At 58.6% G+C, this 16,564-nt stretch carries 9 protein-coding genes and 1 tRNA gene; 3 read left to right on the top strand and 7 right to left on the bottom strand.

Annotated elements, in window-relative coordinates; genetic code table 11:
- Nucleotides 1–45 precede the first annotated feature (45 nt).
- Complete coding sequence (gene murJ / locus EKO19_RS14550) at nt 46–1,629, bottom strand: murein biosynthesis integral membrane protein MurJ (RefSeq protein WP_129777098.1); 1,584 nt, start codon at nt 1,627–1,629, stop codon at nt 46–48.
- A gap of 333 nt (nt 1,630–1,962) precedes the next feature.
- Between murJ and rpsT the strand changes: the two genes are divergently transcribed.
- Nucleotides 1,963–2,232 (top strand): 30S ribosomal protein S20, encoded by a 270-nt coding sequence (gene rpsT / locus EKO19_RS14545; protein WP_129777419.1) that lies wholly within the window; start codon nt 1,963–1,965, stop codon nt 2,230–2,232.
- 89 nt (nt 2,233–2,321) lie between these two features.
- Here the strand turns inward: rpsT and cgtA are convergent, their stop codons facing one another.
- From cgtA to rplU, 3 genes are all read right to left on the bottom strand, one after another.
- The gene (cgtA, locus tag EKO19_RS14540) at nt 2,322–3,359 is read right to left on the bottom strand and encodes an Obg family GTPase CgtA (protein ID WP_129777097.1); all 1,038 of its coding nucleotides are present in this window, start codon (nt 3,357–3,359) and stop codon (nt 2,322–2,324) included.
- Nucleotides 3,360–3,446: 87 nt separating this feature from the next.
- On the bottom strand, nt 3,447–3,707 hold the full coding sequence (gene rpmA / locus EKO19_RS14535) for a 50S ribosomal protein L27 (RefSeq protein ID WP_129777096.1): 261 nt from the start codon (nt 3,705–3,707) through the stop codon (nt 3,447–3,449).
- A 28-nt stretch (nt 3,708–3,735) separates the two neighbouring features.
- Nucleotides 3,736–4,050, bottom strand: coding sequence for a 50S ribosomal protein L21 (gene rplU / locus EKO19_RS14530; RefSeq protein WP_129777095.1), 315 nt, complete (start codon nt 4,048–4,050; stop codon nt 3,736–3,738).
- A 249-nt stretch (nt 4,051–4,299) separates the two neighbouring features.
- Here rplU and ispB point away from each other — a divergent pair, with 249 nt between their 5' ends.
- Both ispB and EKO19_RS14520 read left to right on the top strand, forming a co-directional pair.
- Nucleotides 4,300–5,268, top strand: coding sequence for an octaprenyl diphosphate synthase (gene ispB, locus EKO19_RS14525; RefSeq protein ID WP_129777094.1), 969 nt, complete (start codon nt 4,300–4,302; stop codon nt 5,266–5,268).
- A gap of 34 nt (nt 5,269–5,302) precedes the next feature.
- Nucleotides 5,303–5,379 (top strand) — tRNA-Pro (locus tag EKO19_RS14520).
- A 765-nt stretch (nt 5,380–6,144) separates the two neighbouring features.
- Here the strand turns inward: EKO19_RS14520 and EKO19_RS14515 are convergent.
- From EKO19_RS14515 to EKO19_RS14505, 3 genes are all read right to left on the bottom strand, one after another.
- Nucleotides 6,145–8,601 carry a hypothetical protein gene (locus tag EKO19_RS14515; RefSeq protein ID WP_129777093.1) on the bottom strand — a complete coding sequence of 819 codons (2,457 nt, stop codon included), beginning with the start codon at nt 8,599–8,601 and terminating at the stop codon, nt 6,145–6,147.
- Nucleotides 8,602–10,134: 1,533 nt separating this feature from the next.
- Nucleotides 10,135–11,214, bottom strand: coding sequence for a Druantia anti-phage system protein DruA (locus tag EKO19_RS14510; protein WP_217705344.1), 1,080 nt, complete (start codon nt 11,212–11,214; stop codon nt 10,135–10,137).
- 118 nt (nt 11,215–11,332) lie between these two features.
- A complete protein-coding gene (locus tag EKO19_RS14505; protein WP_129777091.1) occupies nt 11,333–16,564 on the bottom strand; it encodes a DEAD/DEAH box helicase in 5,232 nt (1,743 codons plus the stop codon).

The following is a 16,564-nucleotide window of genomic DNA, read 5'->3' as shown; positions in this document are numbered from 1 at the left end:
CCTCGTGCTCCGCAAGTCCAGAATTAGACCACTTGAAGGGCAGCATTATAGGGAAGTCGCGGGCGGCTGCAGTCGGAACTGGCCGGCGCGTACGCCCATCACCCACAACGCCGCGAAATAGACCCCGATGCCGCCGGCCACCAGCCCCGTCAGCCAGACGATTCGCTGCACTTTCGGGGTGACCAGCCAGGTCGACACGTCCCCGCCGAACCACCACAGGAACGCCGCCATCAGCGCGCTCGCGACCACGATCCGGATCAGCAACCCGCGCATGGCCTGCCCGCGGCGGAGCACCTGGCTCTTGAGCAGGCCGGTATAGAGCAGGAAGGCATTCATGATGGCGCCGATGCCGTTGCTCAGGGCGAGCAGCGTATGCGCGCCCGGGGTCTTCAGATTGCCGGTGAGCCACAGCCCCGCGACCACGACCACGTTCAGCACCATCGTCACACCGAGCGCGCGCATGGCGATCTTCACCGGGCCCTTGGTGTTTTGCTGGGCGTAGTAACCGGTCGCGAGCACTTTGATCATGCTCCAGCCCAGCAGTGCCAGCGAGAACGCCATCAGCGCGAGACGCGTCATTTCCGCGTCCCTGGGCTTGAACTGCCCGTACTGAAGGAGCGCGACGGTCAATGGACCGGCCAGCGCGAACAACGCCACCGATGCGGGAATGACGATGAGACAGACGAGCCGCACGGCCCAGGCCAGCGTCGCCGAAAACTCATCCGGCGACTTCTTCGCGTGCTGCGAGGACAGGCTCGGCAGGATCACGGTCGCGAGCGCAATGCTGAACACGCCGAGCGGAAACTCGACCAGCCGATCCGCGTAGTACAGCCAGGTCATGCTGCCATCGGCGAGCAGGGAGGCGATGCCCGAGCTGATCATCACGCTGAGCTGACCCATCGAGGAGCCGATGATGGCCGGCCCCATCAGCCTGGCAATCCGCTTGACCGCCTCGTGCTCCCAGTTCCAGTGGGGACGGCGAATCACGCCGAGCTTGATCAGCGCCGGCAACTGAATGACCAGCTGGATCACGCCGCCAACGAACACACCGACGGCGAGCGCCATGACCGGCTGCTCGAAGTACGGCGACAGATAGGCCGCGAACACGATCAGCACGACGTTCAGCACCACCGAGGTGAACGCCGGCAACGCGAATTGCTGATAACTGTTGAGCACGCCGCCGGCGAGCGCAGTCAGCGAAACGAACAAGAGATAAGGAAACGTCCATCGCAGCATGTCCACCGCGAGCCCGTACTGCCCCACCTCTTTGGTGGTAAAGCCCGGCGCGCAGATGGCGACGATGATCGGCGCGGCGATCACGCCAATCACGGAAACGATCGCAAGGAATGCGCCCAGGGTCCCGGACACGGAATCCACCAGCTCGCGCACCTCGTCCTTGGAGCGATTCGCCTTGTACTCGGCGACCACGGGCACGAAGGCCTGCGAGAACGCGCCCTCGGCGAACAGTCGCCGCAGCAGATTGGGGATCTGGTTCGCGAGGACATACACCTCGAGGTACACCGCCGGAATCATCACGGCCTGCACCACGTCCCGCACCAGTCCGGTGATCCGGGACAGCAACGTGGTGATTCCGACGATGGCGGTGCTACGGAAGAAGCCGCGGCTCATGGTCGGCCGGACTCAGATGGAATGGCGGGTGATTGCATGGGCGGGCAATGGTAGTGAAGATGACGACTGGCCGCCTCGAAAAGGTGTTCCCTCGAACAGGGCACGGCCTCGAAAAGCGACAGACTCGACTGTCGGGCGCCGGCCGAGCTCTCTGGCGTGCGAGAAACCCAGACCTGTCCCCGTTTTCGCACCGAATTATGGCCAGCCACAGGCGATTTCCCGGTCCGTGGCTGACCGATTGGGCTATTTTCCGGGCGGACCGCCACTTTGCCCTTGCCTTACGGCGGTGTGATCGGCAAAATTCGCGGCCTCGTTTTTGGAGCCCTCACGACCGTGGCCAATATCAAGTCCGCCGAAAAGCGCGCCCGCCAGACCGTCAAGCGCCGTGCCCGTAACGTGGCGGGCCGCTCGAAGCTGCGCACCGCCATCAAGGGCGTCGTGAACGCGGTGGAAGCCGGCGACAAGGAAACCGCCGCCGCCAAGCTCAAGGCCGCTGGCCCGATCATCGACTCGGCCGTGAACAAGGGCCTGATCCATCGCAACAAGGCTGCTCGTCATAAGAGCGCCCTGAATGCGCGCGTGAAGGAGCTGTCGGCCGGCTGAGCCGACGGTCCGAACTTCGGATACGAAAAAAGCCGGGCATTGCCCGGCTTTTTTTATTGGTGGCGGCATACGCCGCCCGCCAGCACGCCTCAGCCGACCTCGGCCTCGCGCGGCGCGTCGATCTCTTCCAGCCGCTTCATGATGTCCTCGCACAGCCCCTCGGTGCCCTGGTGCGCGAGCCCCGAGATCCGATACACCGGCCCCTTCCAGCGCAGCCGACGCACGATGTCCTTGCAGACCTTGTCCGCCTGATCCTCGGGCAGCAGGTCGACCTTGTTCAGCACCAGCCAGCGCTCCTTCTTCTCCAGGTTCGCGCTGAACTTCTTCAATTCCGCCACTATCGCGCGCGCATCCTTCACCGGATCGGCCTCCGGGTCCGGCGGGCTCACGTCGATGAGATGCAGCAACACCCGAGTGCGCTGAAGGTGCTTCAGGAACTGAATGCCGAGGCCGGCACCTTCCGCCGCGCCTTCGATCAGCCCGGGAATGTCCGCCATGACGAAGCTGCGATGGATGCCGACGCTCACGACGCCGAGATTTGGATGCAGGGTCGTGAACGGATAGTCGGCAACTTTCGGCTTCGCCGCCGAAACCGCACGGATCAGCGTTGATTTGCCCGCGTTCGGCAAACCCAGCAGACCGATGTCGGCCATCACTTTGAGCTCGAGCCGCAGGTCGCGCTTCTCACCCGGCAGACCCGGCATCGCCTTGCGCGGCGTGCGGTTGGTGCTGGTCTTGAAGCGCGTGTTGCCCCAGCCGCCCTTGCCACCTTTGGCGACCAGGAGTCGCTGACCAGGCTCGGTCACGTCGCCAAGCTCTTCCTCGGTATCGACGTCGACGACGGTCGTGCCAATGGGCACCTCGACGATCAGGTCGGTGCCGCTCGCACCGGTGCGGTCGTTGCCGGAGCCGGCGGTGCCGTGTGGCGCCCGGAAGGCACGGTTGTAGCGGAAATCCGCGAGCGTGTTGATGCCCGCTCGACCGACGAGATAGATGTCCGCGCCATGCCCGCCGTCGCCGCCATCGGGGCCGCCGAACGGAATGAATTTTTCGCGACGGAAGCTCGCACAGCCGCGCCCGCCGTTACCGGCTTGAACCTTGATCGTGGCTTCGTCGACGAAACGCATGTTGCTAGTTTGGGTGCACGGCGGGCTTAAAAAAAGAGCCCCGGCGCGAGGCCGGGGCTCTTTCGATCCTGCGACAGCGGGTCGCGATTACTCGGCAGCGACGACGCTCACGAACGTCTTCTGCTCGACGCCGCGCTTGCGGAACACCACGCGGCCTTCGGTCTTCGCGAAGAGCGTGTAGTCCGTGCCGGTGCCGACGCCGTCACCGGCGCGATACACCGTGCCGCGCTGACGGACCAGAATGTTGCCGGCGAGCACGTGCTCACCGCCGAACTTCTTGATACCGAGTCGTTTGGACTCTGAGTCGCGGCCGTTCTTGGTACTGCCGCCTGCCTTTTTATGTGCCATGGCGTGTGCGCTCCGAAATTAAGAAGAATTAGCCGCCGACGATGCCCGTGACCTTCACTTCCGTGAAGAGCTGGCGATGCGTGCCCTGGCGCAGGTAGTGCTTGCGACGACGGAATTTGACGATGACTTTCTTATCGCCCTTGCCGTGGCTCTGCACGGTGCCCGTCACCTTGCCACCGCTCAGGAACGGCGCGCCGATCTTGACCTGATCGCCCGAACCGACCAGCAGCACCTTGTCGAACTCGACATTGGCACCTGCCTCGGCATCGAGCTTTTCAACGCGGAGGACCTGGCCTTCGCTGACGCGGTACTGCTTACCACCCGTGGAAATGACGGCGTACATGATTGACCCAATGCTCCGGGGGCCGGGAGCCCCCGGCGGAAAAGGGCGTGAAGTGTACGGAGCGGACGGGTACTAAGCAACTCTTGGAGCCACATCCAGCGCAAAAACTACGACGAAGTGTCCTCCGCAAGGATTTTCGCGCATTTCGGGGCGTGGTGCAGGCCCTGAAAACAACTAAGTCTGCGACATGCGACAGCTGCCGCCCCTGATGGGCTAACATTCGCCGTCGGTTATTTCCCTTTGGAATCCATGAGCTTCGAGTCCGTCAAAGCGCTGGTCGATGTCGACCTGCGACAGGTCGATGCGGTCATCCGCAACCGCCTCGCCAGCGACGTCGTCCTGGTCAACCAGATCGCCGAATACATCGTCGGCAGCGGCGGCAAACGCCTGCGCCCCCTCCTGGTCGTGGTCGTCGCCCGCGCCTGCGGCTACCAGGGCGAGCGCCACTCCGAGGCGGCCGCCATCATCGAATTCATCCACACGGCCACCCTGCTCCACGACGACGTGGTCGACGGCTCCAAACTCCGCCGCGGCCGCGACACCGCGAATGAAGTGTGGGGCAACGAAGCCAGCGTGCTGGTGGGTGATTACGTCTACTCGCGCTCCTTCGAGATGATGGTCTCGCTGGAAAGCATGCGGATCATGGCCGTGATGGCCAGCGCCACCAACAAAATCGCCGAAGGCGAGGTGCTGCAGCTCCTGAACGCCAACGACCCGGACACCACGGAGGAGCGCTACTTCGAGGTCATTTACCGGAAGACCGCCAAGCTTTTCGAGGCCGGCGCGCAAATCGCTGCGCTATTGGCCGGAGCTTCGCCTTCTGTTGAAGCCGCGATGGCCGCCTACGGGAGGCATTTAGGAACGGCTTTCCAGCTGGTGGACGACGTACTGGATTACCAGTCAAACAGCGAGGAACTTGGCAAGAACCTCGGCGACGACCTCGCGGAAGGCAAGCCGACCCTCCCTCTTATATATGCGCTCCGCACCGGCTCGGAAGACCAGCGCGTGCTGATCCGACGCAGTATTGAAGAGGGCAGCATCGAGGAGCTGGGACGCATCACTGCGGCGATTGAATCTACCGGAGGCCTTGCGTACACTGCGCGGCTCGCGCGGCGGGAGGCCGCCCTCGCCATCGACGCAATCGCCGTATTGCCCGACTCGGCGTACAAGCAAGCCTTGCGCGAACTGGCGGAATTTGCGGTCGAACGCACCTACTGAATCCAGCCAGCTTTCGATTCGAGAAGTCCTTCTTCGGGGTGTAGCTCAGCCTGGTAGAGCGCTACGTTCGGGACGTATAGGTCGCAGGTTCAAATCCTGTCACCCCGACCATTTGTTGCAAATCGTCGCATTCTGTGGCGATGTGTCGCGAAGTTCTCGCGACAGAGACGGCACTCACAGCCTTCTTTTTCACCCCATGTCGTTGTCACTCTTATGATTTCTAAGCCATCAGTGATCGGTAGCGCGACGCTGCTACGCTTAGTGACGCCGGTACAGCGCGAAATCCCTCGGTCGATTTGAACCTGCGCTGACACTCAACGCAGATGGCATTTGATTGATAGCCAGCAGGCGCGCTTCCCACGCAGCGTTGATGCATGCGAAGGTGTTAAGACAGAGAGGCATCCGAACTCGGAACGAAAATGCACCCTACCCAAAGAGAGCAATCCGAAGAAGAACTGCGACAAGCGCTTGAGCTAGGATGGCGCGACATCGAAGCCGGGCGCGTCCGGGATTTCGATCCGGAAGCCGTGAAGCAGCGCGGGCGCGCTAGGCTCGCACTGACGAAGCAAATTGGTGAGACCAGTAAGACGCCTGTCACATAGCCCACCGAATTCAGGCTTGAGCGAGAACATAGACCAAGAGACACCCGGCCAACATGCCAGCGATCGACATCGGCGGCTGCTCGCTACCCGGGCGCGGCCAAGGAAGGACGAATCAAATCGAGCGCCAAGGGAGGCAAAGCCTGGAAGCATCCATGTAAGGCATTGCAGCCGCCTGCGAAGTCTGCCGGGTTAAGTCCGCTGATCAAATCTCTCGATCCGTTGCATCTCTTCGACTGCACTTCCGATCCAACCACTCTGCGCAAAGGAGTGATGGCTACTCGAGCGAAAGTAGCAATCGATTGAAGTCTTCCAGCGAGCTGGCATGCGCCGGATGCTCATCGACAACGTTACCGTAGTGAAGATGTAGTCGATGGCGCAACCAACCACCATCATCCCTACGGACTGTTAGCGCGTCGGGCTTCAACTTCGAGCCTACGTGACTTAGCTCGATCCCGATCGCTGACTCTAGGATCTCTGGTGGCCACGGTAGCGCTGCCGGCCCACCCGCGTCCACCAATATGATCCCGAATGGTGGCGAATCGCTCTGAGTCATCATCCTCTGGACAATCGCATCAAGCAACGAACGAGCATATAAAGATAGGTCCGAGACATTCGCTTGTCGCATGACGAGAACATCCGCATTCGCCTCCGCTACCTGATGCTCAAAATGCTGCTCGGCGATTTGCCCCAACTCCACTGTGATGGACACGCATGAGGATTTGCTGAGGGCGGTGCCCAAGGCAGTGCTAAGCGTAGACGCGCCGGCGCCGGTCAAGACAATGGGGGATCCGCCTGCATGCGCAAGGTGTATGACAGCTCCGAGGCGATCGGAAAACATCGGTTCGACACCGAAACGTCGGAAAACATCCCCAACATTCTTGCCTGATGAAGGTAGCGTTTCGACGAACGGCTTGGGTGCTTCCACAACCGCGGGCATGGCTACATTGGAGGACGATCGTTCGGCGCTACCGTTGCGATTCAGGAAGAAGTCAAATAGTGAAAGGTCCGCAAGCGTCGCAATGCCATTGTCTCGGGCTTGCTCGAAAGCACGCTTTACCGCCGAACGGACTTCCGCAGCTTTTTCTTCGGCTTCACGGTTGAGTTCCAAGATGCGACGCTCCACCTGAGACCGCTGTATCCGCAACTGTTCAAGTTCGCGCTTGGTTCTGTCTCTCTCAGCGACTCTTACGTCAACCTCTGCCGCAATCCGTCGCTCGATCTCGTCTTTGATGACTTGTGTCTGCAGTAACGCACTCACGAGCTCGTTGAAATCCTCAGATCCTCTTGCGATAGCGTCGAGGTTGGCCTTCAAGCGAACCTTCGTTGCCTCGTCAAACCGCAAATCGTCCACATCAAATAGCTCGACGAGCAGTTCCCTGGAGGTCTTCGACAACTTTGCCTGTGAGCGCTCTGTGTAGATGCGAAGGAGCTTTCGGGCCGCGGCCGCGAGCGGCGCACAGTTCAGGGACTTTGAGGCTGATTTCAAGCCGAGCCGCGCGACATGCGGGCCGTTTTGTAACTCGACCGCGTCCATCGTGTCCCACAAATCGAGTTGCCAGTCAAAATCAGGAGCTAGGACTTTCTGCAATGTCGATACGCGAGGCATAAGGCAGCTCTTGTCGGAACTGACAAAGACGGCCATCGAACCGAGATGTCGCTTTGCGTAGTCTGCGATGTAGTCTCGGATTCGATGGGCATCTGCAGTGCTGTGAGGCATCAAAACAACAGAAACCAGCGCACCGACGAGACGGCGACTGACTTTGACTCGTGCCTCCCGCTCGGTTGGAAATCGCTCGACCTCATAGGCATTGGGTTCCCCATACACGGGGGCGACGTCGTACTGATCTGGATGCAATATGATCCGGCCAATCGTTGGGATCGCCCTCTTCAGATCATCTTCGGCCAAACGGAACGCAATCCCGTTCTCATCAACGAAACCTTCGACAACCAGCAAATACGCGTCAACAGTCCGCGGGATGCGATTGGTAGCGATGACCGAAAATTTTGTGTAATCAATCTTCGAATCGAAAGTGCGGAGTTCGGGGCCACTACTCTGTATGCCGCGAGGCGAAGCCGCCGGCAACTCGGGTGTCGTTGTTACGACTGTCGGCCTTGCTAGCTCAATTGCCGCCTGGATCTCGGCAAGCACCGGCGCATATGGTCGCTGCACCGAGAGCGATGAGCCGTCCAGCCGCGCAACTGCGCCAACAAGTTCTACGACTGCGTCTGTCCATCCTGAAGATTCGACCGCCACGCGATCTTTCGCGAGGAGTGACGTGGCCAGGGTGAGCCATTCCTCTGAGCGTATTGCAAGCTGGTGTTGGGGTTGGTCACGAACTGGCGTTCGAAGAAACGCAAGCAATGATTCATCGGGCGAAGCTCCGAACAGGTCATACAGCGTTTGCTGACTGAGTGAAGTTCTCTCAACATCGTCGTAAACGACACCGAGTTCCTCCACTGCTCGCCACCGAAGAATCAACTGCGGGATAGGCTGTGCCCCATTAGGCTTGATCTTCTGATAGAGCCACTTGCCGAAGATCTGATTAGCCTTCTGAGTGAAGCCCTCTATTACTCGCAACATTACCTGCGGATCGCTAGGAACGTTGTCGAGTGGCGCCCCTGCGGCAACCAGCGCAACCCTGTTGTCTTTCAGAAAGGACTTCACCAGATCGGGCTTCAACGCGCACCGAAGAAGGAAACGAAACCGGTGCCTATCAATGCCGTGAATCATGGATAGAGGTTCTCCAGGTCACGTTGGAACAGTCTTACATGCGGTGCCCATCTCACCGGCCAGGACAGCGTCGCGAGTGACGCGAAAGGCTCCCGACGAGCCAGAGCCGTAGGAAGCCGTAAGCGGATAGACGTCGCGGCAGGATGCCCTGCCAGCGAACGCAGCCATCGAATCTTCTCTTGAAGTCGCGGCGCTTCGACCTGGCACTCTCTGTCAATTGACAACGCATCCTCGACAACAGCAGGCGTGGGCGATGGCCAACTCACTTCGCCCAATTTGTCAAAGCGTATGTAAGACCCTGGACGCAGTTCGGTCCGTATCACGCGATCATCTGATTCGACGTTAAGACGAGCAGCCGACAGGAGTTCGGCCACTACACCGTAACCCACAGTGACGAGGATCGGACAGCGATCTCGTCCCGAAGATATGACGGCGTCGAGCGACTGCTGCGCACAAGAAATGTCGGCGGGCTCCGCGCCCGCAAATCTCACCAGTGCATTAATAGGGGTTCCAGCAGAACCTATGTAAATGAAGTCCGAGTGGTGATCGTTAACGAGGACTTCAATGTGCCCCTCTTCATTCGCTTCAAGAACACATTCGGTAGCAGAGACGGCCTCGTGCAAAACGCGAGAGGTGTCGACATTCCGAAGTTTAAAGTCAACTGTGCGATCTGATCGAATTCTGAGTATCGAGTTTCGTGGGTAGATTGGGGCGCCCTGGGCGGTATATGCATCGGCGCACGGTGATTCGACCCACACACGCACACGCTGCTCAGCAACGCGCCGCTGAATCCATTCTGTGAGCAAACGCAACTGAACACCCGAAAGCTGCGATGGGATCGCGAGCCGATTCAGAGTCCATCCATTAGCTTGATACTCGCACTCAACGGCGATAGCGTTTCGTAGTTCATTCGGCAACTGAAATGGCTGCCGACTGAGCCAGCGGACAGACTCGCCGCACGAGATGCTCTCTGCTGGAAGCACACGGCGTCCGAGTGCACGCTCGACATAGAAGAGGTTCGCGCCGGCTTCAAGCGACTGATCTCCGAGTTGCACGCTTTCGAGATACTCAAGCGCCACAACGCCGTTTGGGGTTAGCGACCATCTACCGTCGAATAGCGGAAACTCGATTCGTTGTCCGCGCTGAAGGTGATGCCATCTGAGCTGCCTAGAAACTCGCTGCGCGGAGAACTGGATGCTTCCCGTCCACCCCCCTTTTCCTGCCGGCGGCAAACAAAGCGCCAACAAGGGGCCGTGCGGACCAACGGTCAGTTCAAGGTGATCATGATGTAGGCGATCGACCTCGCTGAACTGTTCGTACGCCGCTGCGCGCCCAGAATAACGAAAACTCGGGGGAAAATAGAGTTCGCAGTCTTGATCAGCGACTCCGATTGCGTGTGCGAAGTGACGCGCGCGAAAGGAAGATCTCGGCTCACGCACACTCACGCGTTGCCCACAGTTCGGACACCTATAAGGACGCCGAGCGAGGGCGTCCGATGCCCACACCAACTCGCCTGTCGCAGCGTCTCTTGCTCTATCCACGATTATGGAGCACCGGACCGGGGATGACCGACATCGACGAGTGGATCTGATTCAAGATATCGGCATGCGTTATCTTGCTGAAGCTAGAGTCCCGCATCGCTCTTGGCTTCATCCATCGTTCGATGCTTTGCGTCGCTACCTCCGCGGCGGTCAAAAGCGAATCATACTTTGGATGTTTTCGCTTCCCACGAAGAACGTCGAACGCATTGTCTGCGACGTGACCGAAGAACACTTCACGTGCTAATCCGTGACGCACAAGGTCAGGATCCATGTCGAGCAGCGTCAATGCACGGCGAATCGTACGAAGTCGCCAGTTCGGCCCGTCCCCGTACTGATGATTGTTTGCGTAAGGGTCCTTCTTCGCTCCCAGATAAGCCCGCATTTCCTCAAAGAGTTCACGCGGAAAGTGAAAATGGCCGTAGCCATCCGTTACGCCGATGCTCGATAGGTATTCGACCCCATTCAATTTGAGCCGGTTGTAAACGGACGACTTGCCGAGAGCTGACGTTGTTGTGATGGCGACGAGGTGAGCATTCTTGGCATTTCCACTAATGATGCCCTCGGACGATCCGTAGCGCTGGCGAAAGGTGTCGACCACTTCTCGAGTACGCATTAGGCTTGCGATGAGCTTCCCACCAAGCAATCGATTGAACGGCGGCACGGCGCCAACCACATAGCCATCCATGATATGAACCAACCGCTCCCCGCGGTCGTCCGAACTCCATCCGATCAGCCGATCTCGCGCGCGAAGATTAAACACGGGGTCGCCGAGAGCGAACAAGCCGACTAATTTTTCGGTGTAGTCGTCCCACACGAGGTATCGCATTCGCCGCCCAAAACCATAGGAGACGGGAATACTCCATAGCAGTGTCGCGAACCTGAAAAGGTTGGACTGCCATGTGCCGCTGTCGATGAGCTCCAATCGGATCTGCATACGGTTTACGTCAATCGTTCCACCGTACGCGAAGTTATCGATCAGCGAGCTTCCATGAGCCTCTAGGAAGGCTGCTTCGCTCTCAAGGCGTTCCTCGCGCTGAGGCATGTGTAGATCGCGATAACCTTCTTTGTTCAAGCTAGGCGGAACCAAGGTCCCGTTCGCATTCTTCGTAAAGCCCAGTTCGTGCAGGTGCGCGCGAACGCGTCTTCGCAACAGTGCTTCTCGTGTTGCAAGCTTAATTACAGGCATGCAGTCAGGTCCCTACCTTCAACAGACACGAGGGAAGATCCTTCTGCAGCTCGTACTCACTGAGTACGACACAGGCGGCGAAGGAAGGAGGGTCTGCTTGTCGATCGCGAAGGGACGGTCTTATCGAAAGATCTATGACTTTGCCGTTCTTCGATACTTGCGCTGCCATGACGGGGTTCTTGGCGATCGTCCAGTGATCAAGTGACAGCATTTTCGAAAGGGAGCTGAGCTGTTCTCGTTGAATATCGAGCGGCTCAATTGGCGCCACTTCGCCCATCGAGAGATAGCGCCCAAGCCGTATCGCAAGGCGACGATCAAGAGTGGCATGATCGAAACGATTTTGATATGTACGCAAACACTTCGAGCAAGAAGTATCGCAGGTACAGCTTCCCAGACGATGAAGTGTCTCATCGAAGAATGAAGAAAAGTTCTCGCCCACCAACTTCGAGTACCCTGCGCCACCACGCGTCGTGTCATAGGTATATAGATCCACGAGAGCTTTATTGTCCTCGCCTGGCATCAGTCTGAAGCCCGGCTGCAATTCACGCGGATCAATTCCTAGCTCGTCGGCGGACGTCGTGGCGATTGCTTGCGCCAACGACAGGCAAGCGGCACGCAGTGCCGGCATCGACTCCCGGTCTTGAACATCATTAACAAACGGGGTTGTGAGCTGTCCGTTTAGCAGGAACACATCCGTGCGAAACTCGTATCCCAGATAGACAGTCCGCGGGGACCCAGTGCACTGCCGAGAGAGGATCCCGGGCGCCGGAGGATAGTGACGCTCGTGCGAGGGCGGAAATGGCACACCGTTCAGTGCAACGTGTCCACATCGTTCGCAAACGACGAAGCCGGTCGGTATTCCGTTAACAACCTCCCCGCGGTTCACGACCACGAGGGGGACATCGCGGCCGAACTTGGTGATCGCTTGATCGCTAAACCGGTGGCCCCGATCAAAGGCTGCGTCGCTCGAGGGCACCGGGAGCTGGGCTAACGTTGTATCGGTGAATGTTTGGTCGTCATCGAGTTCATCAACTTCACGCCCTCTCTCGGGCCATACGAGTTCGGGCTGAATGACAGTAATTAGGTCGAGGTTGCCGACAGCACAGACAGGACATGCAGTCCCAGCCGGATGACGATTCGGTTCTTCCGTGTACAAACAGTTGGCGCATTGAAGGTACGGACGGGGGGAGTTGAACAGTGCACGCGCTCGATCGTTCAAGTCGGCTAGCGACGCGGACGTGACCGCGCCTACGCGATATGTGCGCTTGTCAACAACGACTGTACGTCCCGGCGCATACTCTGATAGCGCGATCGCGGCACCCTGTTGCGGCCGAAGTTTTCGAGGATTCGCAGGCAGTTCCAGTGCAATCAAATCTCGAGGAAAAGCGTACGACGGCAACAAGCTCCGAGAGAAGAGAAACTCGATAAGTTGTTCCTCATCTGTGGGCAAAGGTCCGCTCGCTTCAAGCCGACGGGCCTCTAGTCTGGCGACGAGAGTCTGCGCACATTCGCGCCCGTCCAAACCCGATTGTTTCGGAATCCAAGCGTCGATGCGGCCTATGGCCGCATCGCCGTCGGGGCCATCAAGCCACTCGCGAAATTTGACGAACGATCCGTCGCCCGCGGTGGTGTAGAAACTGTTAGTAGGCCCGAGCGACGCAAAGACGTTGTTGTCGCGCAGCGCTTGAGATGTAGACCGAAAGAATTCCTGGATCAGTTCAGCGAAGACATGCCGCTCGACCAAGCTCGGGTTGTGAATGTCTAGGCCGCGCACATGCGGCGCGCCGGCGATGAGCTCGACCGGATGTGCATAGAGGTGAGCGTCATGAGGATTGTTTTGGGCGTAGGTCAAAACCGTTGAAACTGCGCTTCCTCGCCTACCCGCTCGGCCCGCTCGCTGTTGATAGTTGTGTCGAGAAGGCGGCATGTTGCGCAGACCAACCGCAATCAGCGACCCAATGTCGACGCCCACCTCCATAGTCGTCGTGCAGCTGAGCACATCGATTGACGATTCATCGTTGATCAAAATATCCCTGAATCGTCGCTCGTACGATTCCGTCGTGGACTCCACGTCCTCAACATCGCGATGACCGAGTTGAGCGGTGTGTTCTTCCACCGTTAAAGTCAGCGGTGTTGAGGTGCCTTCCAACACCTTCTCTACCGGCACTCGCCAGAAATCTTTTCGCGCACGCAAGTACACATCCCCACCGACCGGCACCGCGAGAACATCGGCTGCACCACAGGACGGGCACTCGCGACGCCATAGCGCTGGCGACAAAAACATACATTTCTGGCATCGATGCCAGCCGTGCTTTAAGGCGGGGATGAGCTGCAATGAGTGTTCGGCGAGTGAGAAGCGAGCGCCACCTGTGTTGATCGTCATCACACCACAGAGCTCTGTTTCCAACCGAGCCGGGTCAACGCTCCAGTCGCGCCGTAGGCGGGCCTTCTGTGCGCGCGTGAAGCCGGTCTTCGAACCTATCTCCTTAATATAACCATCGCCGGCTAGGTTGCGAATCTGTCGACCTGCTGCAGCAGGCGTATACAGCGACATGTCGTTAAGGAGATCGTTAATCCATACGATGGAAATCGCGTCAACGTCTTCAGGACTTAGACCGAGTGGGGTTAGAGTACGAATGAGCTCGTCGCGCTTTGTCCTTCGCGGCGCGACGTATCCTAACCCCAGTGCAAATAGCGAGTAGTAACGACTGCCGAGCGTTCGAAGTATTTCCACACGAAAGCGAGGCGGGGGCGTTGCTGTATGCTCATCGCCGAATGCCAAACGCAAGTCGCCATTGAACATTCGCTGCAAGTCTGCGACGTCGCGCGCGAGCAGGTTCAAGTCCATCCCGTCGAAGAAACTTACGTTCAGCCTGTTGCATGCCGCTAGAAAGGCGATGTAAATGAAATTGTCTGCCAATCGCGCTTCACCTTTGATCGTCTGCAGTTCCGTTGCGGCAAACAGCAGGCATTGTCGGAATGCATCACGGTCCAGAACACGCGGCACGTCTCGGGCGAGTCTGGCTGCCTTTTGACGCCCGTCGGAAAACAACAAAGATTTTCTCCCACCGTTTTTCATTTTCGCTGTAAGAGGGAGCGTGGCGGGCTGAAGCCGGACTTGTGTAGCGATCAGATGAGCGAATGGATCTTCGCCCTTCGTTACGAGATCCATGATCTTGGGACGGTCGGCGTCGCGCCATCTGCCGAGACAGACTGGGCATTCGCGATCGAACGTGATCACGCTGCGACCACCGATGGACACCGCTCCGTTGCCCGGCCGAATGAGTTCACGGAAATCCTGTGTCGATGCGGGTTGATTAAGATCGAGTCGCCCAGTGGGGATGTGCAACCACACCTGGTTGCCAGGTTGTCGACTTTGATGACGGTCTGTCTCAACCGAAAGATGTAGCTCAGTAAGCACCCGCGTGGGGTCAACTAACCCGGTGCTTGGCTCATGCCACAGGAAGGACTCGTCCGACGGGCGGCAATAGCCGCGCAAGAACGCGGCGCCACAATCTCGGTGCGTGAGCAGTTCGTATACGCGGCCGCCACATTCACACTGGAGTCGAGGTTCGGCATAAAGGCGTCCGAGTCGCGTAGGCTTAGACGTGTCGACGCGTTGCGTGCAATCGCTGTTGATGCACGCGAACACGCCCTCGAGACCCCGAAAGAGCATGTGAACGCGTGACGGAAGCAAGATTTTTTCGTCGGCGATCCTCTGTGCGAATGCCGCGGCCGCGAGCAACCCATCGAGCGCGCCGATCGCCCCTGGATGCTTTCCAAACACGTGTGACGCCAACACGACGTGCGCCATTGGCTTACCCATGACGGCACTTGCAAGACGGCGATAGGCCGGAGACTCGGATAACACTGCGAAGTACTCGCTTCGTAGTTCGCTTTGCGTCGTTACGCGTGACAGAGTGGATTGCGTCGAGGCTGCTGCGATCCGCTTGAGTGCAGCGATGGCTGGGTCGAGCGAAATATGAGACCGGTACAAATCGGTCGGATCAACAGCCTTGAATGCATCTACCTCAGCGATCGAAACAGAGATGTCGCCATTGGGCTTGTCCAACTGACTCGTGATGATTTCGAATGAGGCACCGTCGTCGGTCGATCCGGTCAGCCGCGAGGCGAAGTCACGAATAATCTCGTGCGCACGAGGTCCTTCTGCCAAGCTGGCGCTGGTGAGAATGAAGCGAACACGGTGACGTGGAATGCGAAGCCTGCTGATCAGCCGCCTCAGGAGAAGCGACACTTCCGTACCCTGTGCGCCTTGGTAGAGATGCGCCTCGTCCAGTACGACGATGAATTCGTTGCGAGGATCCGCCAGCCACTGCACGGTCTGATCGAAAATATCGGCGTCCACAGGCCGCAGCAGCATGTACTCCAGCATCGAATAGTTCGTAACCAGAACATCCGGGGGTCGACATTGCATTTCGTGCCGAGTCAATAGTTCAACGTCGGTCGAAGCCGTTTGAAAGGTCTTGCGAAATTGATCCAAGTCCTTCGCCGGCCACTTCCCCTCCGCAAGCAAGCGCGCTCTCTGCGACGAGTACTCTCGTTGGAAGTTATCGAGCCATCTACCGACCTCTTTGCGCGTGCGGCGCAAATCAGGTGGTCCTGGATAAGGTGTACGGCTCGTATACATGCCGAAACGAGCGCGCGCGCCGTCAGATCGTTGGAGAAGTGTTTGCACATGAGGGGCACCGAGCAGACGCCGCAAACGCGCCATCTGATCATTGACGAGTGCATTCATCGGATAGAGCAGCAACGCTCGAACCCCTGGCATCGCGTAGCTGGAAGGCCGAAGCTCTCGCTCGAGCGCGAGACTTCCAATCACCGGCATCAAGAAGCTTTCGGTCTTACCTGAGCCGGTACCCGTCGAAACGACGAGTTCATTCTTCTTGTTGAAGAAAGCGTCGAGGGCTTTCGCTTGATGAGCATATGGAGTCGACGGAATACCGGTCGAGACGTCCCCCACTTTTTTCGAGGCATCCGTTAGCAGTTTCGTGACGGACGGCGGAAGCTTTAGCTGGGAGTACGATTGGCCTGCCACATAGCTCGGAGTCGCCTCGATGTATGGTTCCTGGAAAATGGTGCCTCTCTCCGAAAGCAGCCGCTGGCGCTCTTTGACCAGGTCTTCATCCCAGATGTGATATTGCGCTTCCAGATATTGTTGAAGCGTCCCTGGCAGCTCGCGTGTAATGTTATCGATGGTGTACGTGTGCGCGGACAT

The organism is Peristeroidobacter soli (genome assembly GCF_004138485.1).
Lineage (GTDB): Bacteria > Pseudomonadota > Gammaproteobacteria > Steroidobacterales > Steroidobacteraceae > Steroidobacter > Steroidobacter soli.
The sequence above is the reverse complement of the archived record's forward strand: the minus strand, read 5'-3'. Positions and strand labels throughout refer to the sequence as shown.

Bases quoted from the DNA above. Each gene is read 5' to 3' on its own strand.
- murJ (WP_129777098.1), bottom strand. From the start codon at position 1,629: ATGAGCCGCGGCTTCTTCCGTAGCACCGCCATCGTCGGAATCACCACG.
- cgtA (WP_129777097.1), bottom strand. From the start codon at position 3,359: ATGCGTTTCGTCGACGAAGCCACGATCAAGGTTCAAGCCGGTAACGGC.
- rpmA (WP_129777096.1), bottom strand. From the start codon at position 3,707: ATGGCACATAAAAAGGCAGGCGGCAGTACCAAGAACGGCCGCGACTCA.
- rplU (WP_129777095.1), bottom strand. From the start codon at position 4,050: ATGTACGCCGTCATTTCCACGGGTGGTAAGCAGTACCGCGTCAGCGAA.
- ispB (WP_129777094.1), top strand. From the start codon at position 4,300: ATGAGCTTCGAGTCCGTCAAAGCGCTGGTCGATGTCGACCTGCGACAG.
- EKO19_RS14515 (WP_129777093.1), bottom strand. From the start codon at position 8,601: ATGATTCACGGCATTGATAGGCACCGGTTTCGTTTCCTTCTTCGGTGC.
- EKO19_RS14505 (WP_129777091.1), bottom strand. From the start codon at position 16,564: ATGTCCGCGCACACGTACACCATCGATAACATTACACGCGAGCTGCCA.